Source organism: Micromonospora sp. B11E3, assembly GCF_039871625.1.
Classification (GTDB): Bacteria; Actinomycetota; Actinomycetes; order Mycobacteriales; family Micromonosporaceae; genus Micromonospora.
The window spans coordinates 93,363-120,154 of sequence record NZ_JBDPMC010000007.1; the positions used below are offsets into that span (position 1 = coordinate 93,363).

Consider the following 26,792-nt stretch of genomic DNA (forward strand, 5'->3'; position numbering starts at 1 on the left):
CCGGCGGCAACGCCAGGTTCCGGGGCCGTCCATCCGGGCGGTCGAAGGTGTCGGGCGTGGTCAATGAGCCGACGCGAAGCCCACTGCTGAGCATCGTCGTGCCCGTGCACGGCGTCGAGGCGTACCTGTACCAGTGCCTGGAGTCGGTCCTGGGCGGGCTGCCCGCCGCCGAGGCGGACGCCGTCGAGCTGGTCGCGGTCGACGACGCCTCCCCGGACCGGTGCGGGGAGATGCTGCGGTCGTACGCGGCCGGGCGTCCCCAGGTGCGGGTGGTCGAGCTGACCCGCAACGTCGGGCTCGGCCTCGCCCGCAACGCCGGGCTGGAGGCGGCGACCGGCCGGTACGTCTGGTTCGTCGACAGCGACGACTGGCTGCCCCCGGGCAGCGTGCCGGCCGTGCTGGACCGGCTGCGCCGCGACGAGCCGGACGTGCTGCTGCTGGACCACCTGCGGGTGCACGAGAACGGCCGGCTGGAGGTCGACGCGAGCAGCCACCTGCTGCGCGGGGTCGACGGCTGCGTCCGCCTGGCCGACCGGCCCGAGCTGCTGCGGGTCCAGCACACCGCGTGGAACAAGGTGGTCCGCCGGGCGTTCCTCGACGAGCTGGGGCTGCGCTTCCACCCCGGCTGGTACGAGGACATCCCGTTCAGCCACCCGTTGCTGATCGCCGCCGAGCGGATCGCGGTGCTGGACCGGGTCTGCTACCGCTACCGGCAGGGCCGCCTCGGCGCGATCACCTCCACCCGCAGCCGCCGGCACTTCGAGGCGTTCACGCAGTACGAGCGGCTGCACGAGTGGGTGGCCCGGCACGTCACGCAGGAGTGCATCCGCACCGACCTGTTCGCCCTGATGGTCAACCACTACCTCGTCGTGATGGGCAACGAGGGCCGGGTGCACCCGCGGCTGCGGCGCGCGTTCTTCCGCCGGGTGGCCGAGCACTACCGCCGGTACCTGCCGGCGGGCGGCTACCCCCGGCCGGTGGGGGTGGCCGGGCTGAAGCACCGGTTGGTCGCCCGGGACAGCTACCTCGCGTACAGCACGCTGCGCCGGGCCCACCGGCTGGCCGGCCGGGTGCGTCCGGCCCGTGCCGCCGAGCCCGCGCCCGCCGGGGCGGACCCCGGGAGCGGGCCGCCCGGCCGGCCCGTCGAGGCCGCGGCCGAGCAGCCCAGCGCGCTGGCGGGCCGGGGATGAGCGGACCCACCGCCCGGGACGCGGACCGCCGCCGCCCGGCCGGGGACGCCGAAGGCCTCCGTCCGACCCGGGACGCCGACCGACTCCGTCCGGCCGGGAACGCCGACGTGGAGACGATCCTGCGCTGGCGCAACCACCCGCGGGTCCGCGAGGTCAGCCTCACCCGGCACGAGATCAGCCCGGCCGAGCACGCCGCCTGGTGGGCCGCGGTGCGCACCGACCCGGACCGGCGGCTGCTGGTGCACGAGCACCGGGGCGAGCCCTGCGGGGTGGTGACCTTCTCCGGAGTGTGCAGCCCGGAGAAGGCGCTGACCTGGGGCTTCTACCTGGACGTCGAGGGGCTGGACGCGCGGGGGCGGCTCATGCCGGCCTGGCTGTCGCTGGAACGCGCGGCGATCGCGTACTCCTTCGACACCCTCGGCGCGCGGACCCTCGGCGGGGAGACGCTGGCCACCAACCGACCGGTGCTGGCACTGCACCGGCGCTTCGGATTCGAGATCGTCCGGCGCTACGAGCGGGACGTCGACGGCACGCCGCACCAGGTGGTGTGGACGGAACTGGGCAGGGGAACTTGACATCCTCCACCGCCCTGAAGGGCGGGGATTCCCCCGGTCACCCGAGGGGGTTCCTGCTTCGTCGGGCTGTGCCGTCACCGCGTGCGCGGGTCGGGTCTTACCGTCCCTCCACAGGCGTTTTACCTCTCCGCCAGCCCGGCGGCGAGGATGTTGCGGGCGGCGTTGACGTCCCGATCGTGCTCGGCCCCGCAGCCGGAACAGGTCCACGACCGGACCGACAGCGGCATGGCCGGATGGAGCCGACCGCACGCCGAGCAGGTCTTCGACGACGGATACCACCGGTCGACAGCGACCACCGCCCGCCCGTACCAGGCGGCCTTGTACTCCAGCATTCTGCGCAGTTCGGACCACGCCGCGTCGGAGATGGCACGGGCCAGGCAGTGGTTGCGCACCATGATGTGCACGCTGAGGTCCTCGATCACGACCGCTTTATTCTCGCGGACGAGTCGAGTCGACAGCTTGTGCAGGTGATCCCGCCGTCGGTCGGCGATACGGGCGTGGATCCGTGCCACCCTCACGCGGGCCTTGGCCCGGTTGCGGGAGCCCTTCTCCTTACGGGACAGGTCACGTTGCGCCCTGGCCAACTTCCGCCGATCGACACCCTCATGCCGAGGGTTGGAAACCTTCTCCCCGGTGGACAGGGTCACCAGGCTGATGATCCCGGCGTCCACCCCGACCGCCGCGTCCACCGGCGGCAGAGGCGTAACGGTCGGGTCCTCCACCAGCAAGGACACGAACCACCGGCCCGCGGCGTCCCGGGACACGGTGACCGTGGACGGCTGCGCGCCCTCGGGCAGGGGCCGGGACCACACGATGTCCAGCGGCGCGTCCATCTTCGCGAGAGTCAGTTCCCCGTCGCGCCAGCGGAACGCCGAGCGGGTGTACTCGGCCGACGCCCGGGACCTGCGCTTGGACTTGAACCGCGGATACCGAGCGCGCTTGTCCCAGAACGCGGCGAACCCGGCCTGCAGGTGCCGCAGCGTCTGCTGCAACGGCACCGACGACACCTCGTTCAGAAACCCGAGTTCCTCCGAGCGCTTCCACTCCGTCAACCACGCCGACGTCTGCACGTAGGTGGTGCGCTGCCGGTCCACCGCCCACGCCCGAGTACGCGCCTCAAGTGCCCGGTTGTACACCAGGCGCACACAACCGAACGTCCGGTTCAACTGCTCGGCCTGCTCAGGGGACGGGTAGAAGCGGTACTTGAACGCCCGTTTCACCACCCCACCCATACCGCACATTTTCTCATCCATGTAGGACGATCACCCGAAAGGAGGGAGCGGCGTGTCCTCCCCCGTCTGACGGCGAGGGTATCCACGCCGCGATTCCGATGACGGCGACAGTGAAGATCGGGCCGCACGCGGTCGGCACCGGGGAGCGCCCCTTCGTGGTGGCCGAGATGTCGGGCAACCACAACGGTGACCTGGACCGGGCCCTGGCCATCGTGGACGCGGTCGCGGCGAGCGGGGCGCACGCGCTCAAGCTCCAGACGTACACGCCGGACACGATCACCATCGACGTGGACGCGCCCGAGTTCCGGATCTCCGGCGGGCACGAGCTGTGGGGCGGCGAGCGGCTCTACCAGCTCTTCGAGCGGGCGCACACGCCGTACGAGTGGCACGAGCCGATCTTCGAGCGGGCCCGGCGGCACGGGCTCACGGTGTTCTCCTCGCCGTTCGACGCCACCGCCGTGCGGCTGCTGGAGGAGCTGGACGTCCCGGCGTACAAGATCGCCTCGTCGGAGCTGGTGGACCTGCCGCTGATCCGGCTGGTGGCCAGCACCGGCAAGCCGCTGGTCATCTCCACCGGGATGGCCACGATCGGCGAGATCGACGCGGCGGTCCGGGCCGCGCGCGACGGCGGCGCCGGCGGCATCGTGCTGCTGGCCTGCACCGCGTCCTACCCGGCGCCGCCGCAGGACAGCAACCTGCGCCGGCTGCCGGTGCTCGCCGACGCCTTCGGCGTGCCGGTCGGGCTCTCCGACCACACCCCCGGCATCGGGGTGCCGGTCGCCGCGGTGGCGCTCGGGGCCTGCCTGATCGAGAAGCACGTCACGCTGCGCCGGGCCGACGGCGGGGTGGACTCGGACTTCTCGCTGGAGCCGACCGAGCTGGCCGAGCTGCGCGTGGAGGCCGAGCGGGCCTGGGCGGCGCTGGGCACCACCGCCATCGGCCCCACCCCGACCGAGCGGGAGGGGCTGCGCTTCCGGCGGTCGCTGTACGTGGTGGCCGACGTGCGGGCCGGCGACCCGGTGACCGTCGAGAACGTCCGGTCGATCCGGCCGGCGGGCGGGCTGCCGCCGGCCGACCTCGACCGGGTGCTCGGCCGCACGTTCCGCCGCGACGTGCCCCGCGGCACCGCGCTGGGCTGGGAGCTGATCTGACGGCCGCCGGGCGCGGGCGACGGACCTGGTCAGTCGCCCCCACGGATGCGCCCCAGTTCACCGCGAGCGTCGCACGCGTTCACCGCGTGGCGTCGGCCAGTTAACCCACCCGGCCTAGCGTCCGATCCGTCCGCCGGCCACCAGGCCGAGAAACCCACCACCATCGGAGCACCAGTTGAGCGAGTTGAACGGGTCGTCCATTCTGATCACCGGCGGAACGGGGTCCTTCGGCCGCACGTTCCTGCGGCACATCCTGGCCGAGGTCGACCCGGCCCGGGTGGTCGTGTTCTCCCGGGACGAGCTCAAGCAGTACGAGCTGCGCCAGCAGTTGGGCGACGACCCCCGGCTGCGCTGGTTCCTCGGCGACATCCGGGACCGGCAGCGGCTGACCCGGGCGATGCACGGGGTGGAGTACGTGGTGCACGCCGCCGCCCTCAAGCAGGTGGACACCGCCGAGTACAACCCGTCGGAGTTCATCGCCACGAACATCAGCGGCTCGCAGAACGTGGCCGACGCGGCGATCGACGCCGGCGTGAAGAAGGTCATCGCGCTCTCCACCGACAAGGCGTCCAGCCCGATCAACCTGTACGGCGCCACGAAGCTGGTCGGCGACAAGCTGTTCGTCTCGGCGAACCACTACGCCGCCCACCACCCGACCCGGTTCGCGGTGGTGCGCTACGGCAACGTCGTCGGCAGCCGCGGCTCGGTGGTGCCGCTGTTCCGCCGGCTCGCCGCCGAGGGCCGCAGCCTGCCGATCACCGACAAGCGGATGACCCGGTTCTGGATCACGCTCGACCAGGCGGTGCGGTTCGTCGTCGACTCGTTCGACCAGATGCGCGGCGGCGAGCTGTTCGTGCCGCGGATCCCGAGCATGCGGATCATGGACCTGGTCGAGGCGGTCGCCCCGGACGCGACCACCCACGAGGTCGGCATCCGGCCGGGCGAGAAGCTGCACGAGGAGATGATCGCGCCGGACGACAGCCGGCGGACCGTGCGTCTTGCGGACCGGTTCGTCGTCCAGCCGACGATCGCCGGCTGGGGCTACCAGCCGCCCGCCGACTGCGAGCCGGTGCCGGACGGGTTCGCGTACCAGTCGGACAGCAACGACGAGTGGCTGAGCGTGGAGCAGTTGCGCGACATGCTCGGCATCGCGGCGTGACGGCGATGCTCCCGTACGGGCGGCAGTCCGTCACCGACGACGACGTCGCGGCCGTGGTGGCGGCGCTGCGCAGCGACTGGCTCACCACCGGCCCGCAGGTCGACGCGTTCGAGGCCGACCTCGCGGGCTGGACCGGCGGGGCCGGCTGCGCGGCCGTGTCCAACGGCACGGCGGCGCTGCACGTCGGGTACGCGGCGGCCGGGGTCGGCCCCGGCGACGAGGTGGTGGTCCCGCCGATGACGTTCGTGGCGACCGCCAGCACCGCCGTGGCCCTCGGCGCGAAGGTCGTCTTCGCCGACGTGGAGCCCGAGACGTTCACCCTGGACCCGGCGGCCGTCTCCGCCGCGCTCACCGACCGGACGCGGGTGGTGGCGGCCGTCGACTACGCCGGCCACCCGGCCGACTACGACGCCCTGCGCGCCGCCCTGGGCGGCACCGGCGCGCTGCTGCTCGCCGACGCCGCGCACTCCATCGGCGCCACCTACCACGACCGGCCCGTCGGGTCGCTTGCCGACCTCACCACCTTCTCGTTCTTCCCCACGAAGAACCTCACCACCGCCGAGGGCGGCGCGGTCGCCGCCGTGGACCCGGCGCTGCTGGCCCGGGCCCGGCGGTTCCGCAACCACGGCCTGGTCCGCGTACGCGAGGAGCAGCGCTGGCCGGACGAGGGCGGCTGGCACCAGGAGGTGCACGAGCTCGGGCTCAACTACCGGCTGCCCGACGTGCTCTGCGCGCTGGGCCGCAGCCAGCTGCGTCGGCTGCCCGCCTTCCTCGCCCGCCGCGCCGAACTGGTCGCCCGGTACGACGAGGCCCTGGCCGACCTGCCGGGGGTGTCGATCCCGGGCCGCCGGGCCTGGGCGAAGCCGGCCTGGCACCTGTACCCGGTCCGGGTGCACGGGGGCCGCCGCCGCGCGGTGTACGAGGCGATGCGGGCCGCCGGGATCGGGGTGCAGGTCAACTACATCCCCGCGCACTGGCACCCGGCGTTCGCCGACCTGGGCTACCGGCGCGGCTCCTGCCCGGTCGCCGAGGCGTTCTACGCCGAGCAGCTCTCGCTGCCGCTGTTCCCCGACCTCACCGACGCCGACCAGGAGCGGGTCGTCGACGCGCTGGCCGCCGCGCTGCACGCCGCCCCGGCGCGCGCCGCCGCCTGAGGGGCCACGGATGCACCACGCGAACCACTTCTACGGGCACGCGCACGTGCTGGCCCGCTACTGCGGGCTGGGCGACGGACACCCGCCGCGGATCAACGGGTACGTCCAGCACGGCTGGAACATCGGCGACGGCCTCGCGCCCGGCCACCCGTACGTGGCGGGCACGCCGAGCCTGCTGTGGTCGGAGCAGACCCGGCGGCGAGCCTGGTCGGTGGGGCGGCGCAACGTCGTGGTGACCGGCGCGCCCTTCGCGTACCTGCTGTCGCTGCGCCCCGACGACCCGCCGGCCGAGCAGCGGGAGGGCACCATCTGGTACCCGTTCCACGGCTGGGAGGGCCAGCACGTGCGCGGCGACCACCGCGAGCTGATCGCGCGGATCCGCGACACCGAGCCCGGCCCGGTCACCGTCTGCCTGTACTGGCACGAGTACGGCATGCGCCGGGTGCGCCGGCTCTACGAGCGGGCCGGGTTCCGGGTGATCTGCCACGGCTACCGGGGCCACTGGTGGAAGGACACGGACCCGCTGTTCCTCGACAAGCAGCTCACCGAGCTGCGCCGGCACCGCCGGGTCGCGTCCAACCGGCTGACCAGCGCCATCTTCTACGGCATCGCGGCGGGGTGCGAGCCCGCCGTCTACGGCGACCCGATGGTGCTGGCCGACGAGGACCCGACGTTCGGCGGCACCGCCCGGATCCGGCGGCAGTGGCCGGAGCTGCACGGCGAGTCCGTGCACCTGCCCACCGCCGTCGAGATCGCCCGCGCCGAGTTGGGCACCGACCACCGCTGCGCGCCGGCCGAGCTGCGGGAGCTGCTGGGCTGGGCGAACCTCCAGGAGGAACGAGTTGACGACTGAGACCGCGCCCCGGATCGCCCTGCCCGGCGGGGAGATGCTGGCCTGGTCGGACCTGCCCGAGCGGCGGCTGCCCGGCGGCGGGCCGCTCGCGGCGCTGGTCGAGCGGGTGGTGCCGGCGGGCGCGCGCGTCCTGCTGGCCGGTCCGCACGACCCGGCCCTGCTGGAGCGGCTGGGCCACGCCGAGGTGACCTGCCTGCTGCGCAGCTACCCCGACGGCGTCGCCCTGGCCGACCGGGCCGGCGACCGCCCGGTCTCGGTGGTGGTCGGCGGCCCGGGCGGGCTGCCCGCCGACGAGACGTTCGACGTGGTGGTCGCCGCCTGCGGGCTGGACGCCGTCGAGTCGGTGGAGGGCGCCCGGGTCGGCTGGGACGGCCTGCTGGAGCGGCTGGCCGGCGCGCTCGCCCCGGGCGGGACCCTGCTGCTGCGGCTGGACAACCCGGCCGGGCTGGACCGGATCGTCGCCGCGGCGCCCTGGTACGCCGGGCGCGACGACGCCGACTGGGCGGTCGGCGGGGCGCTGGACACGGGGCGGCCGGCCAGCCTCGACCAGCTCCGGGACCGGCTGGCCGGGGTGGGGCTGCGCCCGTCCGGCTGCTTCGCCGCGTACCCCGCAACGGCCGCGCCGACCGCGCTGGTGGACGCCGCGGCGCTGGCCGGCCGTACCACGTCGGGGCTGTTCGACGCCGTGCTGCACGGCGCGTGCGCCGGCGGTTTCGCCGGCCGGCCGGTGCTCCAGGACCCGGCGCGCCTGGCGGTCGACGCGTTGCACGCCGGCCTCGGCGCGGCGCTCGCGCCCGGGTGGCTGGTGCTGGCCGTGCGCGCCGGCCACGCCCCGGACGGGTCGCCGGCGCCGCTCGCGGGGCCCGAGGCGGACGGACGGCCGACGCCGTCGGCCCGGACCGACGGGCTGCCGGTGGCGCTGGTGCAGACCGGGCCGCCCGGGATCGGCGCGGTGGAGGTGACCGAGGGCTGGCGGTGGCGGGTCGCCGGGCCGGTGACGGCGACGCGGGACGCCCCGTTCGCGACCCGCGAGGCGGCCTGGCGCGACCCGGCGGCGCTGGCCGGGCCGGTGCCCGAGGGGCGGCTGCTGCGTACGGTGCTGCTCGACGCCTGCCTGCGCCGGGACCTCGACGCCCTGCGGCGGCTGCTGCGTGGGTACGCGGACTGGCTCGCCGGGCACGCCGACCACGCCGGCCGGCTCGGCGGCGCGGTGGCCCTGGCCGCACCCGACAACGTCGTGGTGGCCGACGCCGCCGGCCCCGCACCGGTGTTCGCGGTGCTCGACCCGAGCTGGCGGGCCGCCGACGGGTGGCCGGTCGACGTGGTGCTGGCCCGGGGCCTGTGGCGGTTCGCCGCGGCGCTGGTCACCGGCGGGTACGCCCACCCCTGGCCGTCCACCCTCGACGTGGCCGGGCTGACGGTGGTGCTCGGCGGGATCGCCGGGCGGGAGCTGGACCGGGCGACCGTGGCGGCGGCCGTGGACGCGGAGGTGGCGGTCACGGCGGCGCTGCGCGGGCTCGACGGGACGGCCCGGCTCGCCCTCGCCGAGGAGCTGCGCGCGGTCGAGCCGACCGCGCCGCCGCCCGGACTGGACAGCCACCAGCAACTGCGCGAGGCGTGGCTGCGGCAGAAGGAGGAGCTGACCCGGCTGGCGGCGCTGCTGCGCTGGACCGAGGACCTGTTGACCTCCCGGGAACGGGCGCTGCGCCGGGCCGAGGCCACGATCAACCTGCTCAGCGGCTCGCTCAGCTACCGGGTCGGCCGGCTGGCCATCGCCCCGGCGCGGCTGGCCAAGCGGGGCGCGGGGGCGGCGAAGCGCCGGGCGAAGGCGGCGCTGCGGGAGCGCCGCGAGGGCGGGGGGCAGCCGTGACCAGGATCGTCGGGATCGTGCAGGCGCGGATGGGCTCCTCCCGGCTGCCCGGCAAGGTGCTGCGGCCGCTGGCCGGCCGGTCGGTGCTCGGGCGGGTGGTCCGCGCCGCCGCCGAGGGCGGGGTGCTCGCCGAGGTGGTGGTCGCCACCAGCATCGACCCGGTGGACGACGCGGTGGTCGCGGAGTGCGCCCGGCTCGGCGTGGCCTGCCACCGGGGACCCGTCGACGACGTGCTCGACCGGTTCGTCGGCGCGCTGGACCGGCACCCCGCAGACGCCGTCATGCGGTTCACCGCCGACTGCCCGCTGCTGGACCCGGAGATCGTCCGGCTGGTCGCCGACGTGTACCGGGCGGTGCCGGGGCTGGACTACGTCAGCACCTCGATCGCCCGTACGCTGCCGCGCGGGCTCGACGCGGAGATCATCCGGGCCGACACGCTGCGTACGCTGCACCGGATCGCCACCGCGCACCACCGGGTGCACGTAACCTCGTACGCGTACACCCACCCGGAGCTGTTCCGGGTGCTCGGGGTGACGCTCACGCCGGACCGCTCCGCCCTGCGACTCACGCTCGACACCGAGGATGACTGGGCGCTGGTCCGGGCGGTGACCGACCACTTCGGCGACGTCAGCGTGCCGCTGGCGAAGCTCGCCGACTGGCTGGACGGTCAGCCGGCGCTGCGCGCCCTGAACGCCTCGGTACGGCAGAAGCGGCTGGAGGAGTCCTGAGCACGGTACGCGTCGGGGTGCGCTGCGACGCCGGGCCGACCCGCGGCGTCGGGCACCTGGTCCGCTGCCTCGCCCTGGCCGAGGAGTTCCTCGCCCGGGGCGCCCGGGTCGAGTTCTTCGGCACGGTCGAGGGGGTCGCCTGGGCGGCCCGCCAGCTCGCCGACCGGGGCGTGCCGCTGCATCCGGGGCCGGAGCGCCCCGAGGACCTGGTCGCCGCGGCCCGCCGGCACGGGCTGGACGTGATGGTGCTCGACTCGTACGAGCTGGACCCGGCGGGGGCGGGGGCGCTGCGGGCGGCGGGGGTGGTGACCCTCGCGGTCGTCGACGGCGACACCCGGGGGCAGGACGCCGACGTGTACCTGGACCAGAACCTCGGCGCCGCGCACGGGCCGCTGCCCGGGCGGCTGCTCGCCGGGACGGCGTACCCGCTGCTGCGCGACGCCGTGGTGGCCGCGCGGCCGGCGGCGCCGCGCCCGGCGACGGCGGCCGGCCGGCCCCGGGTGCTCGCCTTCTTCGGCGGCACCGACGCGTTCGGGGCGGCGCCGGTGCTGGCCCGGGTGCTGCTCGCCACCGGGCACCCGATGGACCTGACCGTGGTCGTCGGCCGGCCCGACGTCGGGGCGGCGCTGGCGGCGCTGGCCCCGGGCCGGGGGCAGGCCGTGCGACCCGTCCCGCCCACCGACGACCTGCCCGCCCTGATCTCTGCCGCCGACCTGGTGGTCAGCGCCGCCGGCACGTCCACCTGGGAGCTGTGCTGCCTGGGCGCGGCGGCGGCGCTGGTCTGCGTGGTGGACAACCAGCGGGAGTCGTACCACCGGGTGGTGGCCGAGGGCGTCGCGGCCGGCCTGGGCGAGCTGCCCGCGCTGGCCGCCGCCGGGCTGGCCGGCCGGGCGGCCCGGGCGGAGGCCGCGCGGACGCTGCGCGCGCTGCTGGAGTCCCCGCGCCGGCGGGCCACGCTGGCCGAGCGGGCCTGGTCGACGGTGGACGGCCGGGGCCGGGCCCGGGTGGCCGACGAGGTGCTGGCCCTGGTCGGCGCGCGGACGCCCGGCTGACCCGTCCTGCGCCCGGCCGGCGCTAGCGCAGGCGCTGGAGCGTGACCCGCCCGGCGAGGTCGGGGTGGGCGGCCAGCAGCGCCTCGACGATCCCGGCGGCGGCCGGGTCCGCGGCGACGAACCGGATCCGGCCGGGCACCCTCTCCACCAGGGCGGCGGAGCGGGCCGGCTCGGACAGCGGCAGCCGGTACACGGCCGGCCCGGATGCCCCGTGCGTGCCCTGGAGGGTGGCGACGAAGAGGGTGGCGAGGTAGCCCTCGCGGCGGCGGTCGCTGACCACCACGGTCACCACGCCGGCCTCGGCCGGCGCCTGGGCCAGCGCGCGCACGGCCAGCTCCGCCGGCCCGGGGCGGGCCTGGGTGCCCGACCACCAGGCCGCCGCCCACGTCATGGTGCGCCCGTCGAACGGCTGGGCGAAGATCCCGGTGCCGCGCGGCAGACCGGCCAGCCCCGCGCAGGCCAGCACCACGGCCGCCGCGGCCAACGCGCGCGCCGGCCGGGGCGTGCGCCAGCGGAGCCGCGCCGCGCGGGGGCGGGACTCCGCCGCACGGTCGTGGGGCCGCGCCGCGCGGGGGCGGGACTCCGCCGCACGGTCGTGGGGCCGCGCCGCGCGGGGGCGGGACTGCGCCGCGCGGCCCGGGGCGGGCAGCAGCAGGGTCACCGCGCCCGCGCCGACGAGCAGCACGGCCAGCAGCAGGTGCAGCGTCTTTCCGTAGTAGTAGCGCGGATCGGTGCCCAGCGCGCGGAAGTAGACGAGGAAGCCGCCGGCGAAGGCCAGCGCCGCGGCCAGCGCGCCCGCGTAGCGCCGCCACACCGGCAGCCGCAGCCCGCCCGCGAACAGGCCGGCGGCGACCAGGCCGGCGAGCGCGAGGAACGCGTCGTAGCGGGGGAACACCCCGCCGCCGGTGGCGACGTTGTCCACCTGGTCGGTGCGCAGCAGGCCGGCGACCGCCGGCAGCGGGGCCAGGACGGCGGTCAGCAGCGCCACCACGGCCAGCACCGCCGGGCGGCGGCGCAGCCGGCGCCGGTCGCGCACCAGCCAGGCCAGCACCAGCACCGCGACCACCGGCAGGAACATCAGGTACGCGAAGCCGACCGCGACGCAGAGCGCCCCGACCACGGCCAACTGCGTGCCCGTACGCGCCACCGGCCGGCAGGCCAGCGCCACCAGCAGCACCGTCGCGGCGAGCCCGAGGCTCTCGCCCGGGTAGCCGTACACGACGAAGCGGGCGAGTTCCGAGCCGAGGCAGGCGGCGGTGAGCGCGCCGGTCAGGGCCGCCGCGCGCGGCAGGTCGAGCCGCGGGCCGGCGAGCCGGTTCGCCGCCCAGGTGACGGCGAGCACCAGCAGGCCCCACGCGCCCAGCGACCAGCCGAGGTAGTGGTCGAGCGTGCTGGCCGGGCCGGCGGGCGCGGTCGAGGAGCGCAGGAAGCCGTCCAGCAACGCCGCGGTGAGGTGGAAGCCCTGCGGGTACCAGACCATCCCCTCCGGCGCGATCCGGGCCGCCGCCGACGGGTCGGCGAACAGGTACCCGCCGACCGCGCGGATCCCCTCCACCGTGGCCAGGTGCCGGCTGTTGTCCTCGCCGGTCATCGCGTACGCGAGCCGACCCGCGAGGTCGCCCGCCCGCAGGTACGGCCAGGCCAGCGCCCCGGCCGCCACCAGCGCGGCGGCGACCGGGAGCAGGTCGGCGGGGACCGGGCGGGGCAGCCGGGGCCGGCGGCCGGTGGCGGCGGCGACGCCGAGCAGGACGGTCAGCGCCGTGCCCGCCACCGGAACCGGGTGCAGCCCCCACGGCCAGGCGGAGAAAAGCAGCCCGGCGGCGCAGGCCGCCCCGAGCAGCAGCGCCCCGGCCAGCACCAGCCGGTCCAGCAGCGTACGGCCGCCGCGCAGCAGCGCGGCGGTCAGCCCGAGCACCACCACCGGCAGCACCCCGGCGACCCCCAGGGCGTACGCGAGCAGAGGTCCGAGCCACGCGGCGGCGAGCCAGCCGACCAGCCGGGGGGCGGCCCGGCGGGGCGACGTGCCCCGCTCCGGCGGGGCGGCCACCGGGGCGGTGGCGGGCGGGCTCTGCACGGACGGCCTCCTCGCGGCACCGGAAGATCCGCCCGACCCGGGCGGAGCGGGACCACGCTAGGACCGCCCCGGCGACGGACGGCGACGCGCACGTGTGCCGCAGGTGACCGGCAGGTGACGGAAGCCCGACGTCGTACGCCTGTACGAACGAACGGTAGGGTGGGGTCATGTCCGGTGCCGCCTACCAGCCGTCGATGCTCGACCTCGCCGTCGACGAGCCGTCCCTCGGCTCCCTCGCCGGCCTGCGCCGGCACGCGCTGAGCCGGGGCGCCTGGGTGGACCACCTCCCCGGTTGGGTGCTCGGTTCCGACCGGGTCCTGGCGGCGCTGCTCGCCGAGGTGCCCTGGCGGGCTGAGCGCCGCACCCTGTACGACGCCGAGGTCGACGTGCCCCGCCTGCTGTGCTGGTACGCCGCCCACCGGCCGCTGCCCCACCCGGTGCTCGCCCGGGCGCGGGCGACGCTGACCGCGCACTACGCGCCGGAGCTGGGCGAGCCGTTCGTGACCGCCGGGATGTGCCTGTACCGGGACGGGCGGGACAGCGTCGCCTGGCACGGCGACACCCTGGGCCGCGCCGCGCACACCGACACCATGGTCGCCATCGTCTCGTTCGGCTCGCCCCGGCCGCTGCTGCTGCGCCCGCGCGGCGGCGGGTCGAGCCTCCGCTTCCCGCTCGGCCACGGCGACCTCGTCGTGATGGGTGGCTCCTGCCAGCGCACCTGGGAGCACGCGATCCCGAAGACCACCCGCGCGGTGGGCCCCCGGGTCAGCGTCCAGTTCCGTCCGGCCGGCGTCGCCTGAGCCACCGGCGCCGCCCAGCCGCCAGGACCGCATGGTCGGCCGGCGGCGACCGTCCGACGTGGCCCGCACGGCCCGTTCGGACCAGGGTCGGCAGATCACCCGCGGCACGACCACCGAGCGCGCCGACACGCTCCGTCGTCGAACAGCGCTTATGACCCCGTGCGTCATGATAACGTCACCGTGCGTCATGACCGTCTGTAATGTCCCGTGGAGTCTCCCTTGCCCGTTGGACGCCTGACCGCGCGGCGGGCCGCTCGTTTCCTGGCCGACCTGTCGCGTCGGCATCCCGCGCTGGTCCTGCTGCTGGCCGCGGGGCTCGCGCTGCGCGTCGTGATGATGCTCGCGTACCGGCCGGCGCTCTGGTTCCAGGGCGACTCCGGGGCGTACCTCCGCAGGTCGCAGCAGTGGCCCGAGCTGGAGCCCCGCTGGCCGTTCCCGTGGCTGCTCAAGGCCTTCGAGTGGACCGGCACGCTCGCCTCGGTGGTGGCGGTGCAGCACCTCGCCGGGCTCGCCCTGGGCGTCGCGGCGTACCTGCTGCTGCGCCGGCTCGGGGTCGGGCCGTGGCTGGCCGCGCTCGCCGCGGCGCCCCTCCTGCTCGACGCCACCCAGCTGACGCTGGAGCACTACCTGCTCACCGAGACGCTGTTCACCGTGGCGCTGGCCGGCGCCGCCCTGCTGCTGGTCCGGCGGGAACGGCCCGGCACGCTCGCCAGCCTCGGCGCCGGACTGGCCGTCGCGCTCGGCATGGCCACCCGCCCGACCGGCATCGTCGCCCTCGGCGCGCTGCTGGTGTTCCTCGTGCTGCCGTGGCGCGGCTGGCGGCCGCCGGTGGCGTACCTGCTCGGCATCGTCGCGTTCTTCGGCGCGGTGTTCGTCGGCACCGGCACGGTCCGGGACGCGCTCGGCATGGAGGGCGGCAAGTTCCTCTACGGCCGCACCGCACAGATCGCCGACTGCGCCCGGCTGGACCTGCGACCCGGGCTGCGCAGGCTCTGCCCGACGCAGCCGTTGGGCCAGCGGCCCGACCGGCCGGACTGGTTCATCTGGCACCGGGACAGCCCGATCCGCAACGCCGAGCGGCCCGAGGACCTCGACGAGTTCGCCCGCGAGGTGATCCGACAGCAGCCCGGCGACTACCTGGCGGCGGTGGCGTCGGACACGGCCCGGTACTTCTGGCCGGCCCGGCTCGGCCCGACCGAGGCGTGCCTGGCCAGCCTGTGGCGGCCGCGCCTCGCCCCGACCAACTGGGCGGTCGACTACGACTGCACGCCCCGCACCGCCGGCCCCGACTACCAGTGGCAGCCGGCCCCGTCGCGGGAGGTCGAGCCCAACACCGCGAGCCGGTTCATGCAGACCTACGGCCGGTACGGGGTCACGCCGCCCCTGGTGCTGGCCGCAGCGACGCTGATCGCCCTGCTCGGGGCGGCGTGGCCGGGCCGGGGCGGGCTACGGCTGCGCATGATCGCCCTGCTCTACGCGGTGATCGGCATCGGAATCATGGTCTTCTCGGTCGCCACCTCGATGTTCGACCTCCGCTACGGATTGCCGGCCCTGGCGTTCCTCCCGATCGCCGCGGCTGTCGGCTGGCAGCGGCTGCGGTCGGCCCGGACTGACCGGCCCCCACCGATCGACGGCGAGCCGGAACGGCTGACGCCCCCGACGGCAGAAAGCAACGGGAAGCATGACGAAGGAACAGGAGATCGAGGTCACGGTCCTGCTGCCGTGCCTCAACGAGGCTGAGACGCTGGAGATCTGCGTCCGCAAGGCACTCCGCTCGCTCGAGGAGTGCGGGGTCGTCGGCGAGGTTCTCGTCTCCGACAACGGCTCCACGGACGGGTCGCAGGCGATCGCCGAGCGGGCCGGCGCCCGGGTGGTGCACGCCCCGATCCGCGGCTACGGCGGCGCCCTGCTGAACGGGATCGAGCAGGCCCGCGGTCGGTACGTCATCATGGCCGACGCGGACGACTCGTACGCGCTGTCGGACCTCGGCCCGTTCGTCGAGTCGCTGCGCGCCGGGCACGACGTCGTGATGGGCAACCGGTTCCGGGGCGGGATCGCCCCGGGGGCCATGCCGTCGGTGCACCGCTACCTGGGCAACCCGGTGCTGAGCTGGCTCGGCCGGATGCTGTTCGGGCTGCGCGGGGTCGGCGACTTCCACTGCGGCATGCGCGGGTTCAACGCCGAGCGGATCCGCGCCCTCGGGCTGTGCATGCCCGGCATGGAGTTCGCCTCCGAACTGGTGGTCCGCGCCGCGCTGGCCGGCTACGACATCGTCGAGGTGCCCACCACCCTGTCGCCGGACGGGCGGTCCCGCCCGCCGCACCTGCGTACCTGGCGGGACGGGTGGCGGCACCTGCGCTTCCTGCTCGTCTTCGCCCCGCGCAAGACCCTGGTCCGGCCCGGGGCCGCGCTGGCCCTGACCGGGCTGGTCGGGGTGGGCGCGCTCACCCCCGGCCCGCTCAGCCTCGGCGCGGTCCGGCTCGACGTCAGCACGCTGGTCTACGCGTGCCTGATGGTGCTCGTCGGGCTGCAGCTCGTCCTCTTCGGCGGCCTCGCCGAGATCTACGGGCGGCAGGAGCGGCTGGTCCCGCAGCGCGCGTCGGAGCGGTGGGTCCGCCTCCTGCGGCTGGAGACCGGCGCCGCCGTCGGCCTGTTCCTGCTCCTCGTCGGCACGGTGGGGACCGTCGGCGCCGTCTCCTACTGGGGGCTGGACGGCTTCGGCGACCTGAACCCGCACGAGACCCTCCGGGTGGTGCTGCCGTCGGCCACCGCCATCGCGCTCGGCGTGGTGGTGTTCTTCTCCGGCCTGGTCGGCAGCCTGCTCACGCTCCGTCCGGCGCAGCCGTCCCCGGCGATCGTGCGGCAGGCCCGCCCGGGCCGGGACCGGGCCCTCACCGGCAACTGACGGGCGCCCGGACGGGTGGCGGTGGACGCCACCGGCGCCCGGCCCGCCGCCGGCCCGCCCCGCCCCGGGGGTGGGCGTGCAGCACGTGGTGGCGATGTTCGGCGCCACGTTCACCGTGCCGCTGATCACCGGCTTCCCGCCGGCGACCACGCTGCTCTTCTCCGGCATCGGCACCCTGCTGTTCCTGCTGATCACCCGCAACCGGCTGCCGTCGTACCTCGGGTCGTCGTTCGCGTTCATCGCGCCGGTGCTGGCCGCGAAGGCCGGCGGGGACATCGGCCCCGCGCTCGGCGGGATCGTGGTGGCCGGCGCGGCGCTGGCCCTGGTCGGCCTGGTGGTCACCCTGCTCGCGATCCTGCTCGCCACGGTCGTGTTCCGGGGTTTCCTGGCCCGGCTGTCCATCCTGCTCGGCGTGGTGGTCGGCTGGCTGCTCGCCGCCGTGCTCGGTCAGTTGGACCCGAAGGCCGTCGACGGGCTGCGCGAGGCGGCCTGGGTCGGCCTGCCCCAGTTCCACGCGCCGCAGTTCGGCCTGCGCGCGGTCGTGCTGGTCGTCCCGGTGATCCTGGTGCTGATCGCGGAGAACGCCGGGCACGTCAAGGCGGTCGCCGCGATGACCGGCCGCAACCTGGACCGGGACATGGGGCGGGCGTTCCTCGGCGACGGCCTGGCCACCGTCCTGGCCGGCTCCGGCGGCGGCTCCGGCACCACCACGTACGCGGAGAACATCGGCGTGATGGCGGCGACCCGGGTCTACTCGACCGCCGCGTACTGGGTGGCCGGGGCTGCGGCGGTGCTGCTCGGACTCAGCCCGAAGTTCGGCGCGCTGATCCTGACCGTGCCGGCCGGGGTGCTGGGCGGCGCGACCACCGCCCTGTACGGCCTCATCGCGATCCTCGGCGCGCGGATCTGGATCGAGAACCGGGTCGACTTCCACGACCCGGTGAACCTGCTGACCGCCGCCGTCGCGCTCATCGTCGGCGCGGCGAACTACACGCTGACCGCCGGCGACCTCTCCTTCAACGGCATCGCCCTGGGCACCGCCGCCGCTCTGGTGATCTACCACGGCATGCGCCTGGTCGCCCGCCTCCGCGGCACGTCGCCGGAGTCCCGCCGGGGCCCGGAACCGGAACTCTGACCCGGTCCTCCCCTCCCCCTGGCATTCCCCGGTCGATCATGGAGTTGACTGTGGGAAATGTTCGGTTCGGCGCCGCCAACCTCATGATCGACGCGGGTCGGCGGCGGCAACGCGGCAGGGCCGGCGGCGGTAGCCGCCGGCCCTGCCGCGTCGGTCAGTCGCGTTCGATGAGGTGGCCGATCACCGTCGGGCCGAGCATCACCGCGAAACCGGAGCCGTCGCGGCGGGGGTCGGCCGGGGGCAACTCCACCGGCTCCCCGTTCTGCGTCGCGCCGACCGGCCGCGGGCCGACCCAGGCGACCACCAGGTCCGTCTCGCCCTTGAGGAACCGCTGGGCGCGCACCCCGCCGGTCGCCCGCCCCTTCGCCGGGTACGCCCCGAACGGCGTGACCTTGACCGTCGCGCCCGTCGAGGTGACCACCATCGGCTCGCCCTGCCCCGAGGCGTCGGTGCGGACCGCGCCGAAGAAGACGACCCGCGCCCCGGCCGGCAGGTTGATGCCGGCCATGCCGCCGCCCTTGATGCCCTGCGGCCGGACCAGGGACGCGTCGAAGCGCAGCAGCGACGCCTCGGACGAGACGAACGCGAGGGTCTCGCCGCCGTCGGTGAGCCAGGTCGCCCCGACCACCTCGTCGCCCTCGCGCAGGCCGATCACCTCGAACTCGTCCGAGCGGACCGGCCAGTCCGGGGCGCACACCTTCACCACGCCCTGCCGGGTGCCCAGGGCCAGCCCGGGCGAGCCCTCGGCCGTCGGGCCGAGCGGGGCCAGGCCGACCACCGTCTCGCCGGACTCCAGCGGCACCAGCTCGGCGGCCGACATGCCGCCGCGCAGCGACACCGTGCCGGCCTGCTCGGGCAGCACCGGCAGCGGCAGTACGTCGATCTTGAACGCCCGGCCAGCGCTGGTGACCAGCAGCACCCGCCCGCGGGCGGTGGAGTGGACGACCGCGCGTACCGCGTCGTGCCGGACCCGGCCGTTGCGGCGGCGCCCCTCGGCGGTCTCCTCCGACTCGGCCGCGGTGCGGGCCACCAGACCGGTGGCGGAGAGGATCACCTGGCACGGGTCGTCGGCCACCTCCAGCGGGCCGGCCGGCGCGGACGCGGCCAGCACCTCCTTGAGGTCGCCGTCGACCAGCGTGGTGCGCCGCGGCGCGCCGAACTGCTTCACCACCGAGGCCAGCTCGTCGGAGACGACCTTCCGTAGCACCTTCGGGTCGTCGAGGATGGTGGACAGCTTGGCGATCTCGGCGCGCAGCTGCTCCTGCTCGGCCTCCAGCTCCAGCCGGTCGTACTTGGTCAGCCGGCGCAGCGGGGTGTCCAGGATGTAGCCGGCCTGGATCTCGGAGAGCTTGAACCGGCGCATCAGGCCGTCCCGGGCGTCCTGGGCGTCCTCGCTGGCCCGGATCAGCTTGACCACCTTGTCGATGTCCAGCAGCGCGATCAGCAGGCCGTCGACCAGGTGCAGCCGCTCCTCGCGCTTGCGCTTCCGGTACGCGCTGCGCCGGGTCACCACCTCGTAGCGGTGCCGCAGGAAGACCTCCAGCAGCGCCTTGAGCCCGAGCGTCTGCGGCTGCCCGTCGACGAGGACCAGGTTGTTGACGCCGAAGGACTGCTCCAGCGGGGTGAGCCGGTACAGGTCGGCCAGCAGCGCCTGCGGGTTGACGCCGACCTTGCACTCGACGACCAGTCGGGTGCCGTTCTCCCGGTCGGTGAGGTCCTTGACGTCGGCGATGCCGGCGAGCCGCTTGGTCTTGTTGACCTCGTTGGTGATCGCCGCGATGACCTTCTCCGCGCCGACGCCGTACGGCAGCTCGACGACGGTGATCGCCTGCCGGCCCCGGCTGCCCTCCAGCGGGCCGATCTCCACGCGGGCGCGCATCCGGACCACGCCGCGCCCGGTCTCGTACGCCCGGCGCACCTCGTCGAGGCCGAGCAGCAGGCCGCCGGTCGGCAGGTCCGGCCCGGGGATGAACTCCATGAGCTTGTCGAGCGTGGCGTCCGGGTGGTTGATCAACCAGCGCGCCGCCGAGACGACCTCGCCCAGGTTGTGCGGGATCATGTTGGTCGCCATGCCGACCGCGATCCCGGACGCGCCGTTGACCAGCAGGTTGGGGAACGCGGCGGGCAGCACGGTCGGCTGCGTGAGCGAGCCGTCGTAGTTCGGCTCGACGTCGACGGTGTCCTCGCCCAGCTCGCCGACGAGCAGCATGGCCTCCCGCGACATCCGGGACTCGGTGTTGTGGTTGACGAAGCCACCGGCGAGGAAGGAGTGGTCCTCCGAATCGACCCGGACCGAGTAGACCTCGGTCGGTTCGCACTCGACAAGCGTGGTCAGACGCTCGAACCGGTACCCCGAGTCCATGATCGGCAGAATGGTCGCGAGGATCTCAGGGTCCTTGATCCGATCGATGATGCGGAGGCGCTCCACTTCCCAGCGCTCGACCCGGTCGAAGTTGTGCTGGGTCAGCCACTTACGGCCGCTGCCCCTGCGGTCGAAGTCCAGCGCACCCCGAACGTAGTCGGCCACAAAGGGCACGTGGTCCTTGCTCAGCCGGTGCGGTTGCAGCGGCGAGTGTCCCAGCACCTGGTGAAGCTTCGCCTGCTTGGTCCGTAGGAAGCCCACTCGATTGGCGAACGCCTTGATGTTTCTCAGCCCCGAGACGAGTAGCCGGTGCTCCACCGAACCACTGGGTCGCAGGTACCGGCGGCGAGCGGCGATGACGCCGAACTCCGCCAGCAACTCCTGAATTTCTCGGCTGAGCCGGTCACTGTAGGTGCTGTACTGGACGGTGAAGCCAGCCTTGGCCCGCCGGACACCGCCGTCTCCCTCGAACAGCGCCATCAGGAAGGCCCGCTTCACCCCCCAGCCACCATTCCAGACGAACTCTGGGACGAACTTGTCCCGGGCCTGATGGCCGATGAATTCCGCGAGGGGACTGGCCCGGAAGCTGTCCATGCCCCCGGCACAGGACTGAACATCCAACTCGTGGATGAGCTTGCGATCGCGGCGCGTGTGCCGTCTGCTGACGTACCGCTGCCCACCGACGATCTGGTCGTACGCGTGGAGCACCTCGCCGAAGAAGTGCTCGTCGGTGTTGCTGAAGCCCGCCCGTGACTCGCTGGCAAAGCCCTCGGACGCCCAAGCGCCCCCAAGGATGCCCAGCATGTACTCACGGGCGGTGGGGGTGACCTGGGACCAGGCGTTGCGAGCGACACAGACGACGGCACCGGGGGTGAGTTCGTCCAGCCGGCGCCACTGGAAGACAGGAACATTCATGGGTGCTTCGAGGCAGAGCAGCAGATGGTTCTCGCTACCTCGCAACGAAAAGCCCGTCTCGGTCTCGATCCGGATCGTCGGGTGTACGCCGGAGTTGAATACCTTGCTCACTCGAACGGCTTTCCCGTCCTTGTCGAGCACCTCGAAGTCGACGTCCGCCTCACTATCAGGCGGCAGGTTCACCAGGTCCGCGATCCGAGGACTGGCTCCATCCGCAAGACGAATACGTGTGTCACCCGTGACGCAGTAGCGGGCCGCCGCCGGGCCGTCGTCCGGGCTGCCGAAGTTGCCGTGCCCGTCGATGAGCGGCACGTTGAGCGAGAAGTCCTGGGCGAGCCGGACCAGGGCGTCGTAGATGGCGGTGTCGCCGTGCGGGTGGTAGCGGCCCATCACGTCGCCGACCACGCGGGCCGACTTCACGTACGCCCGGTCGGGGCGGTAGCCCGACTCGTGCATCGAGTAGAGGATGCGCCGGTGCACGGGCTTGAGCCCGTCGCGGGCGTCGGGCAGCGCGCGGGAGTGGATGACCGAGAACGCGTACTCCAGGTAGGAGTCGGAGACCTCGGTGACCAGCGGGTTGTCGAAGACCCGGGCGCCGGCCTGGTCGAAGGCCGACAGCTCGACCTTCGCGGCGGATTCCTTGCGGCGTGCCATCGTTCAGCGTCCTTCCCGGCGCGCGGCCAGCGTGGTCATGCGTCGATCGCCTCGCGGTCGACCCGGTCGGCGGAGTCGATCAGCCAGTTGCGGCGGGGCTCGACCTTCTCCCCCATCAGCAGCTCCAGGATCCGCTCGGCGGCCTCGACGTCGTCGAGGGTGATCCGGCGGACCGCCCGGGTGGCCGGGTTCATCGTGGTCTCCCACAGCTCGTCGGCGTCCATCTCGCCGAGACCCTTGAACCGGGGGATGGGGGTGACGATCTGCTTGCCGGCCTTCTCCAGCCGGCGGACCGTCGCCTCCATCTCCGCCTGGGTGTACGTGTAGACCGTCTGCGGGTTGCGCCCCTTCGTCGTGATCTTGTGCAGGGGCGGCATCGCGGCGTAGAGCCGGCCGGCCTCGATGAGCGGCCGCATGTACCGGGCGAACAGCGTGATCAGCAGGGTGCGGATGTGCGCGCCGTCGACGTCGGCGTCCGCCATGATCAGCACCCGGCCGTAGCGCAGGGCGGACAGGTCGAAGGTGCGGCCGGAGCCGGCCCCGAGCACCTGGACGATCGCGGCGCACTCGGCGTTGTCCAGCACCTGCTGGAGGGTGGCCTTCTGGACGTTGAGGATCTTGCCCCGGATCGGCAGCAGGGCCTGGTATTCCGACGAGCGGGCCATCCGGCTCGTGCCGAGGGCGCTGTCGCCCTCGACGATGAACAGCTCGCTGCGGTCCACCCCCGTCGAGCGGCAGTCGACCAGCTTGGCCGGCATCGCCGCGCCCTCCAGGGCGGTCTTGCGCCGGGCGGCGTCCTTCTGCTGCTTCTGCGTCAGCCGGACGCGGGCCGCGTCGACGATCTTCTGCAGCACCGTACGCGCCTCGGCCTTGGTGCGGCGGTCCTCCAGCCACGCCTTGAGGTGCGCCTCGACCAGCCCCTGGAGCACCTTCGTGATGCCGGCCGTGGACAGCTCGTCCTTGGTCTGGGAGGTGAACTGCGGCTCCGGGATGCGCACGTGCACCACGGCCGTCATCCCCTCCAGGACGTCGTCCAGGGTGGGCGCGTCCTCCTTGGGGCGCAGCAGGCCCCGCGCGTTGCGGGCCGCCTCGGCCAGCGTACGGGCCAGGGCCCGCTCGAAGCCCTTGCGGTGGGTGCCGCCGTGGGCGTTGCGGATGGTGTTGGTGAAGCACTCGACGGTGCGCTCGTAGCCGGTGCCCCAGCGGAACGCGATCTCGACCTCGGCCCGCCGCTGCACGTTGGACTGCATGACGCCGTTGGCGTCGGCGGCGTTCTCCCGGTACGTGCCCTCGCCGGTGACGAGCAGGGTGCCGGAGACCGGCCGGTCGCCGGCCGGGGCCAGGAACTCCACCATGTCGGTCAGGCCGTCGGGGAAGTGGAAGGTCTCCTCGACCGGCTCCTCGCCGGTCTCGTCGCGCAGCAGGTAGCGGACGCCGGGGACGAGGAACGCCGTGTTGCGCAGCTTGAGCCGGACGGCCTCGGCGTCCAGCGCGGCGCCGGTCTCGAAGTAGCGGGCGTCGTGCCAGTAGCGGATCGACGTGCCCGTACGCTCGCCGCGCTTCATCGCGCCCACGACCTGCAGGCCGGGACCGGCGGTGAAGGGGGCGTCCGCGCCGGGGCCGTCGAAGATCCCCGGTACGCCGTGCCGGAACGACATCGCGTGCACCTTGCCGCCCCGGCGGACCGTCACGTCGAAGCGCCGGGAGAGCGCGTTGACGGCGGACGCGCCGACGCCGTGCAGGCCGCCGGAGGTCTTGTATCCCGAGCCGCCGAACTTGCCGCCCGCGTGCAGCCGGGTGAGCACCAGCTCGACGCCGGAGATGCCCGACTTCGCGTGGACATCGGTCGGGATGCCCCGGCCGTCGTCGTCGACCTGCACCGAGCCGTCGGCGTGCAGCGTCACCGCGATCCGGGTGGCGTGACCTGCGACACCCTCGTCGGTCGAGTTGTCCAGGATCTCGTTGACGAGGTGACCCACGCCACGACTGTCGGTCGAGCCGATGTACATGCCGGGGCGCTTGCGGACGGCGTCAAGCCCCTCCAGGTGCGTCAGGTCGTCGGCCCCGTAGAGGGTCTCAGGCTGTGCGGTCAACTGGTCGTACTCCCAGGTCTCGGCGGTGTGGTGCCGCTCACCGGCGGCCGGGCCGGGGACGCGGGCGGCGCCCCGGGCGCGCGATCACCTCGCGCGGCGCGCCGCAGCGAGCCTAACCGGCAGGTGGGACAGGACGTCGGCGCCCCGCAGTCCGGGCCGCGCCGGCGCCGCGCGGGACTCCGCGCCCGCGGCGGCCGGAGGACGCGTACGGAACGTGTCAACGCCGCGGGGCGGGCGCTTCATCCCACCCGCGGTGACCCTACGCCGGGCGTGGGGGGGCGCCCTTCGCCACCGCGGGCGTCGACAAGGGGCCCGTCCTTCCCCCGGCACCGGTTAGCCGGCGGAGCCCGGGGTACGGACGTGTGGTGCCCCGCGCCTGATGGAGGAGGAGAAACATGCGGATCGGGTTGGTCTCGGTACACCCCAGTCCCCTCGCGGTGGGAGGCGGGGAGGACACCGCCGGGCGCGGAGCCCACCTGGCGGACCTGGCGGCGGCGCTGGCCGGGGCGGGCCACGACGTGCGGGTCTACACCCGCCGGGACTCCCCCGCCCTGCCGGCGGCGGTGTCCACCGCGGACGGTTACCAGGTGGTGCACGTGCCCGCCGGCCCGCCGGACCGGGTCCCCGTGGACGAGCTGCTGCCGCACCTCGGCGAGTTCGGCCGGTGGCTGGCCGGTCAGTGGCGCGACGGGGCGTGGCTGCCCGATGTCGCGCACGCCCACCACTGGACGAGCGGGCTGGCCGGCGTGCACGCCGGCCGCCGCGCCGGGGTGCCGGTGGTGCTGACGTACCACGGGCTGGGCGCGGCGCGGCGGCGGCACCACGGCGGCCGGGACGGCGGCCCGGCGGGCCGGGTGGGCTACGAGCGCGCGCTGGGCCGGGCGGTGGACCGGGTGGTCGCGCAGTGCCAGGACGAGGTCGGCGAGCTGGTGCGCCTCGGCGTGCCCCGGTCCCGGATGGCGCTGGTCCCGGCCGGGGTGGACGAGCGGATCTTCCGACCGGACGGCCCGGCCGTCCCGCGCGACCCGGCCCGGCCCCGGGTGCTGACCGTCGGCCGGATGGTGGAGCGCAAGGGCTTCGCGGACGTGATCCGGGCGCTGCCCGCCGTGCCGGACACCGAGTGCGTGGTCGTCGGCGGCCCGCGGGCCGAGCAGCTGCCCGCCGACGCCTTCGCCCGCCGGCTCGACGCGCTCGCCCGGTCGTGCGGCGTCGCCGACCGGGTGCGGCTGGTCGGTGCGGTGCCGCGCGAGGAGATGCCGGCCTGGTACCGCTCGGCGGACCTGCTGGTCGCCGCCCCCTGGTACGAGCCGTTCGGCATGACCCCCCTGGAGTCGATGGCGTGCGGGGTCCCGGTGGTCGGCACGAACGTCGGCGGCATCGCCGACACCGTCGTCGACGGCCTCACCGGCGACCTCGTGCCGGCGCGCGACCCGCGGGCGCTGGGCACCGCCGTCCGCCGCCTGCTCGCCGACAACGTCCGCCGCTTCGCGTACGCCACGGCGGCGCTGGACCGCATCCGCAGCCGGTACTCCTGGAAGCGCTGCGCGGAGCAGCTCGGCGCGGTGTACGGCGCGGTCGCCCGCGTCGCCCGGCCCGTTCCCGCCGTGGCCTGACGCCCGCCCCACCCCGCCACCCGCGCTACCCGCGGGTAGCTTGCGCTCGTACGCTGGGCCGGTGAGCGCCAACCCGGAGTACGCGCAGGAGTTCGTCGACGTCGACGGCGCCCGGCTGGGGGTGCAGGTGTACCCGGAGCCGGCGGGGCCGTCCGGCGCGCCGGTGGTGGTGATCTGGCCGGCGATGGGGGTGCGGGCCCGCTACTACCGCCCGTTCGCCGCCGCCCTGCGGGCCGCCGGGCTGGCCGTGGTCGTCGCCGACCTGCGCGGCACCGGCGCGAGCACCCCGGCGCCGAGCCGCGCCTGCCGGTACGGCTACGCGGAGCTGGCCGGCGACGTCGGCGCGGTGCTGGCGGCGCTGAAGCCGCGGCTGGACGGCCGGAACCGACTGCTGCTCGGGCACTCTCTCGGTGGGCAGGCCGCCCTGCTGCACCTGGCCCTGTACGGCACGGACGCGGTGGACGGGCTGGCCCTGGTCGCCGTCGGCCTGCCGTACTGGCGCAGCTACCCGGGCGCCCGGCGGTACGGCGTGCTCGCGTCCACCCAGGGCATCGCCGCGGTGGCGCGGCTGCTCGGCGTGTGGCCGGGCTGGGGCTTCGGCGGGCGCCAGGCGCGCGGGGTGATCCGGGACTGGGCGCACACGGCCCGCACCGGGCGGTTCCCCGCGCTGGACGGCGTGGACACCGAGGCGGCGCTGCGCGCGTTGCGCCTGCCGGTCCTGGCGGTCAGCGTCGACGACGACCAGTACACCCCGCACGCCACGCTGGACCACCTGTGCGGCAAGCTGCCCGCGGCCGCCGTCGTCCGCGAGCGGTACACGACCGCGCAGGCCGGCGCCCCGCTGGACCACTTCACCTGGGTACGCGCCGGCGGGCCGCTGGCCGCCCGGGTGGCCGCCTTCGCGGCCGGCCTCCCCCGCCGGGCCTGACCCGCCGCCGTTCCCGGGCGCTCGACAGGCGCGTCGCGGTGGCCGGACCCGGCGGGCGGGTGCCCGCCCGCCGGCCGCCGGCACTCACTGCTCCGGTTCGAGGGGCACCATCTCGCCGTCGCGCTCGACCCGCACCTGGCCCCGCTCCGCCGGCGGCGGCACCTGGGAGGGCTCCCGGTTCGGGTCGTTGCCCGGGTGCATCAGCACCGCGTCGGTCTTGGCGGTCTTCCTCTGGTTCTCGTCCGGCTGGGACACGCCCGTCTCCTCCCGCTCGTCGTCACCGGTGGCCTACCCACGCGGCCACGGTCGACTCCTGTCCGACCCCCCTAACACGGACGAGAAGGGCTCC

The 26,792-nt window shown here is 74.8% G+C and carries 19 protein-coding genes and 3 pseudogenes; 15 read left to right on the forward strand and 7 right to left on the reverse strand.

What is annotated here, in order from left to right; translation table 11 throughout:
• Nucleotides 1-56: 56 nt before the first annotated feature.
• Together ABGB16_RS06135 and ABGB16_RS06140 are read left to right on the forward strand one after the other, a co-directional pair.
• Nucleotides 57-1,190: a glycosyltransferase gene (locus ABGB16_RS06135; protein ID WP_347666968.1), complete on the forward strand. Its 1,134-nt coding sequence runs from the start codon at nt 57-59 to the stop codon at nt 1,188-1,190.
• On the forward strand, nt 1,187-1,765 hold the full coding sequence (locus ABGB16_RS06140) for a GNAT family N-acetyltransferase (protein ID WP_347666969.1): 579 nt from the start codon (nt 1,187-1,189) through the stop codon (nt 1,763-1,765). Before ABGB16_RS06135 ends, ABGB16_RS06140 begins: the two co-directional genes overlap by 4 nt.
• Nucleotides 1,766-1,884: 119 nt before the next feature.
• On the opposite strand, the gene ABGB16_RS06145 is transcribed toward ABGB16_RS06140, so the two are convergent.
• Complete coding sequence (locus ABGB16_RS06145) at nt 1,885-2,997, reverse strand: RNA-guided endonuclease TnpB family protein (RefSeq protein ID WP_347666970.1); 1,113 nt, start codon at nt 2,995-2,997, stop codon at nt 1,885-1,887.
• A 98-nt stretch (nt 2,998-3,095) separates the two neighbouring features.
• Here ABGB16_RS06145 and pseI point away from each other — a divergent pair, with 98 nt between their 5' ends.
• From pseI to ABGB16_RS06180, 7 genes are all read left to right on the forward strand, one after another.
• Nucleotides 3,096-4,148, forward strand: coding sequence for a pseudaminic acid synthase (pseI, locus tag ABGB16_RS06150; protein ID WP_347666971.1), 1,053 nt, complete (start codon nt 3,096-3,098; stop codon nt 4,146-4,148).
• Nucleotides 4,149-4,323: 175 nt separating this feature from the next.
• Nucleotides 4,324-5,307: a UDP-N-acetylglucosamine 4,6-dehydratase (inverting) gene (gene pseB, locus ABGB16_RS06155; RefSeq protein WP_347666972.1), complete on the forward strand. Its 984-nt coding sequence runs from the start codon at nt 4,324-4,326 to the stop codon at nt 5,305-5,307.
• A complete protein-coding gene (locus ABGB16_RS06160; RefSeq protein WP_347666973.1) occupies nt 5,304-6,461 on the forward strand; it encodes an aminotransferase class I/II-fold pyridoxal phosphate-dependent enzyme in 1,158 nt (385 codons plus the stop codon). The genes pseB and ABGB16_RS06160 overlap by 4 nt, the downstream gene beginning before the upstream one ends.
• Before the next feature lie 10 nt (nt 6,462-6,471).
• Nucleotides 6,472-7,314, forward strand: a complete 843-nt coding sequence (locus ABGB16_RS06165; protein WP_347666974.1) for a hypothetical protein — start codon at nt 6,472-6,474, stop codon at nt 7,312-7,314.
• Nucleotides 7,304-9,184, forward strand: a complete 1,881-nt coding sequence (locus ABGB16_RS06170) for a class I SAM-dependent methyltransferase (protein ID WP_347666975.1) — start codon at nt 7,304-7,306, stop codon at nt 9,182-9,184. Before ABGB16_RS06165 ends, ABGB16_RS06170 begins: the two co-directional genes overlap by 11 nt.
• On the forward strand, nt 9,181-9,912 hold the full coding sequence (locus tag ABGB16_RS06175) for a glycosyltransferase family protein (protein WP_347666976.1): 732 nt from the start codon (nt 9,181-9,183) through the stop codon (nt 9,910-9,912). Before ABGB16_RS06170 ends, ABGB16_RS06175 begins: the two co-directional genes overlap by 4 nt.
• Nucleotides 9,909-10,964, forward strand: coding sequence for a spore coat protein (locus tag ABGB16_RS06180; RefSeq protein ID WP_347667023.1), 1,056 nt, complete (start codon nt 9,909-9,911; stop codon nt 10,962-10,964). The genes ABGB16_RS06175 and ABGB16_RS06180 overlap by 4 nt, the downstream gene beginning before the upstream one ends.
• A gap of 22 nt (nt 10,965-10,986) precedes the next feature.
• Here the strand turns inward: ABGB16_RS06180 and ABGB16_RS06185 are convergent, their stop codons facing one another.
• A complete protein-coding gene (locus tag ABGB16_RS06185) occupies nt 10,987-13,038 on the reverse strand; it encodes a hypothetical protein (protein WP_347666977.1) in 2,052 nt (683 codons plus the stop codon).
• A gap of 167 nt (nt 13,039-13,205) precedes the next feature.
• Here ABGB16_RS06185 and ABGB16_RS06190 point away from each other — a divergent pair, with 167 nt between their 5' ends.
• From ABGB16_RS06190 to ABGB16_RS06205, 4 genes are all read left to right on the forward strand, one after another.
• On the forward strand, nt 13,206-13,838 hold the full coding sequence (locus ABGB16_RS06190; RefSeq protein ID WP_347666978.1) for an alpha-ketoglutarate-dependent dioxygenase AlkB: 633 nt from the start codon (nt 13,206-13,208) through the stop codon (nt 13,836-13,838).
• 219 nt (nt 13,839-14,057) lie between these two features.
• On the forward strand, nt 14,058-15,578 hold the full coding sequence (locus ABGB16_RS06195; protein WP_347666979.1) for a glycosyltransferase family 39 protein: 1,521 nt from the start codon (nt 14,058-14,060) through the stop codon (nt 15,576-15,578).
• Nucleotides 15,520-16,743 (forward strand): glycosyltransferase family 2 protein, encoded by a 1,224-nt coding sequence (locus tag ABGB16_RS06200; RefSeq protein WP_347666980.1) that lies wholly within the window; start codon nt 15,520-15,522, stop codon nt 16,741-16,743. Before ABGB16_RS06195 ends, ABGB16_RS06200 begins: the two co-directional genes overlap by 59 nt.
• 76 nt (nt 16,744-16,819) lie before the next feature.
• Nucleotides 16,820-17,878, forward strand: coding sequence for a solute carrier family 23 protein (locus ABGB16_RS06205; RefSeq protein ID WP_347666981.1), 1,059 nt, complete (start codon nt 16,820-16,822; stop codon nt 17,876-17,878).
• A gap of 154 nt (nt 17,879-18,032) precedes the next feature.
• On the opposite strand, the pseudogene ABGB16_RS06210 reads toward ABGB16_RS06205, so the two are convergent.
• The 4 genes and pseudogenes from ABGB16_RS06210 to ABGB16_RS06225 form a co-directional block, all read right to left on the reverse strand.
• A pseudogene (locus ABGB16_RS06210) lies at nt 18,033-20,114 on the reverse strand (DNA gyrase subunit A); the annotation flags it as partial.
• Between the two features lie 393 nt (nt 20,115-20,507).
• Nucleotides 20,508-21,389, reverse strand: a pseudogene (locus ABGB16_RS06215) (LAGLIDADG family homing endonuclease); the annotation flags it as partial.
• 12 nt (nt 21,390-21,401) lie between these two features.
• A pseudogene (locus tag ABGB16_RS06220) lies at nt 21,402-21,809 on the reverse strand (DNA gyrase subunit A); the annotation flags it as partial.
• Between the two features lie 35 nt (nt 21,810-21,844).
• Nucleotides 21,845-23,902: a DNA topoisomerase IV subunit B gene (locus ABGB16_RS06225; RefSeq protein ID WP_347666982.1), complete on the reverse strand. Its 2,058-nt coding sequence runs from the start codon at nt 23,900-23,902 to the stop codon at nt 21,845-21,847.
• Between the two features lie 395 nt (nt 23,903-24,297).
• On the opposite strand from ABGB16_RS06225, the gene ABGB16_RS06230 reads away from it, so the two are divergent.
• Together ABGB16_RS06230 and ABGB16_RS06235 are read left to right on the forward strand one after the other, a co-directional pair.
• Nucleotides 24,298-25,515 carry a glycosyltransferase gene (locus tag ABGB16_RS06230; protein WP_347666983.1) on the forward strand — a complete coding sequence of 406 codons (1,218 nt, stop codon included), beginning with the start codon at nt 24,298-24,300 and terminating at the stop codon, nt 25,513-25,515.
• 61 nt (nt 25,516-25,576) lie between these two features.
• Nucleotides 25,577-26,443, forward strand: a complete 867-nt coding sequence (locus ABGB16_RS06235) for an alpha/beta fold hydrolase (protein ID WP_347666984.1) — start codon at nt 25,577-25,579, stop codon at nt 26,441-26,443.
• Nucleotides 26,444-26,527: 84 nt separating this feature from the next.
• Here the strand turns inward: ABGB16_RS06235 and ABGB16_RS06240 are convergent, their stop codons facing one another.
• Complete coding sequence (locus tag ABGB16_RS06240; RefSeq protein ID WP_347666985.1) at nt 26,528-26,698, reverse strand: hypothetical protein; 171 nt, start codon at nt 26,696-26,698, stop codon at nt 26,528-26,530.
• Between the last annotated feature and the right edge of the window lie 94 nt (nt 26,699-26,792).

Bases quoted from the DNA above. Each gene is read 5' to 3' on its own strand.
- ABGB16_RS06140 (WP_347666969.1), top strand. From the start codon at position 1,187: ATGAGCGGACCCACCGCCCGGGACGCGGACCGCCGCCGCCCGGCCGGG.
- ABGB16_RS06190 (WP_347666978.1), top strand. From the start codon at position 13,206: ATGTCCGGTGCCGCCTACCAGCCGTCGATGCTCGACCTCGCCGTCGAC.
- ABGB16_RS06145 (WP_347666970.1), bottom strand. From the start codon at position 2,997: ATGGGTGGGGTGGTGAAACGGGCGTTCAAGTACCGCTTCTACCCGTCC.
- pseI (WP_347666971.1), top strand. From the start codon at position 3,096: ATGACGGCGACAGTGAAGATCGGGCCGCACGCGGTCGGCACCGGGGAG.
- ABGB16_RS06200 (WP_347666980.1), top strand. From the start codon at position 15,520: ATGACGAAGGAACAGGAGATCGAGGTCACGGTCCTGCTGCCGTGCCTC.
- ABGB16_RS06230 (WP_347666983.1), top strand. From the start codon at position 24,298: ATGCGGATCGGGTTGGTCTCGGTACACCCCAGTCCCCTCGCGGTGGGA.
- ABGB16_RS06165 (WP_347666974.1), top strand. From the start codon at position 6,472: ATGCACCACGCGAACCACTTCTACGGGCACGCGCACGTGCTGGCCCGC.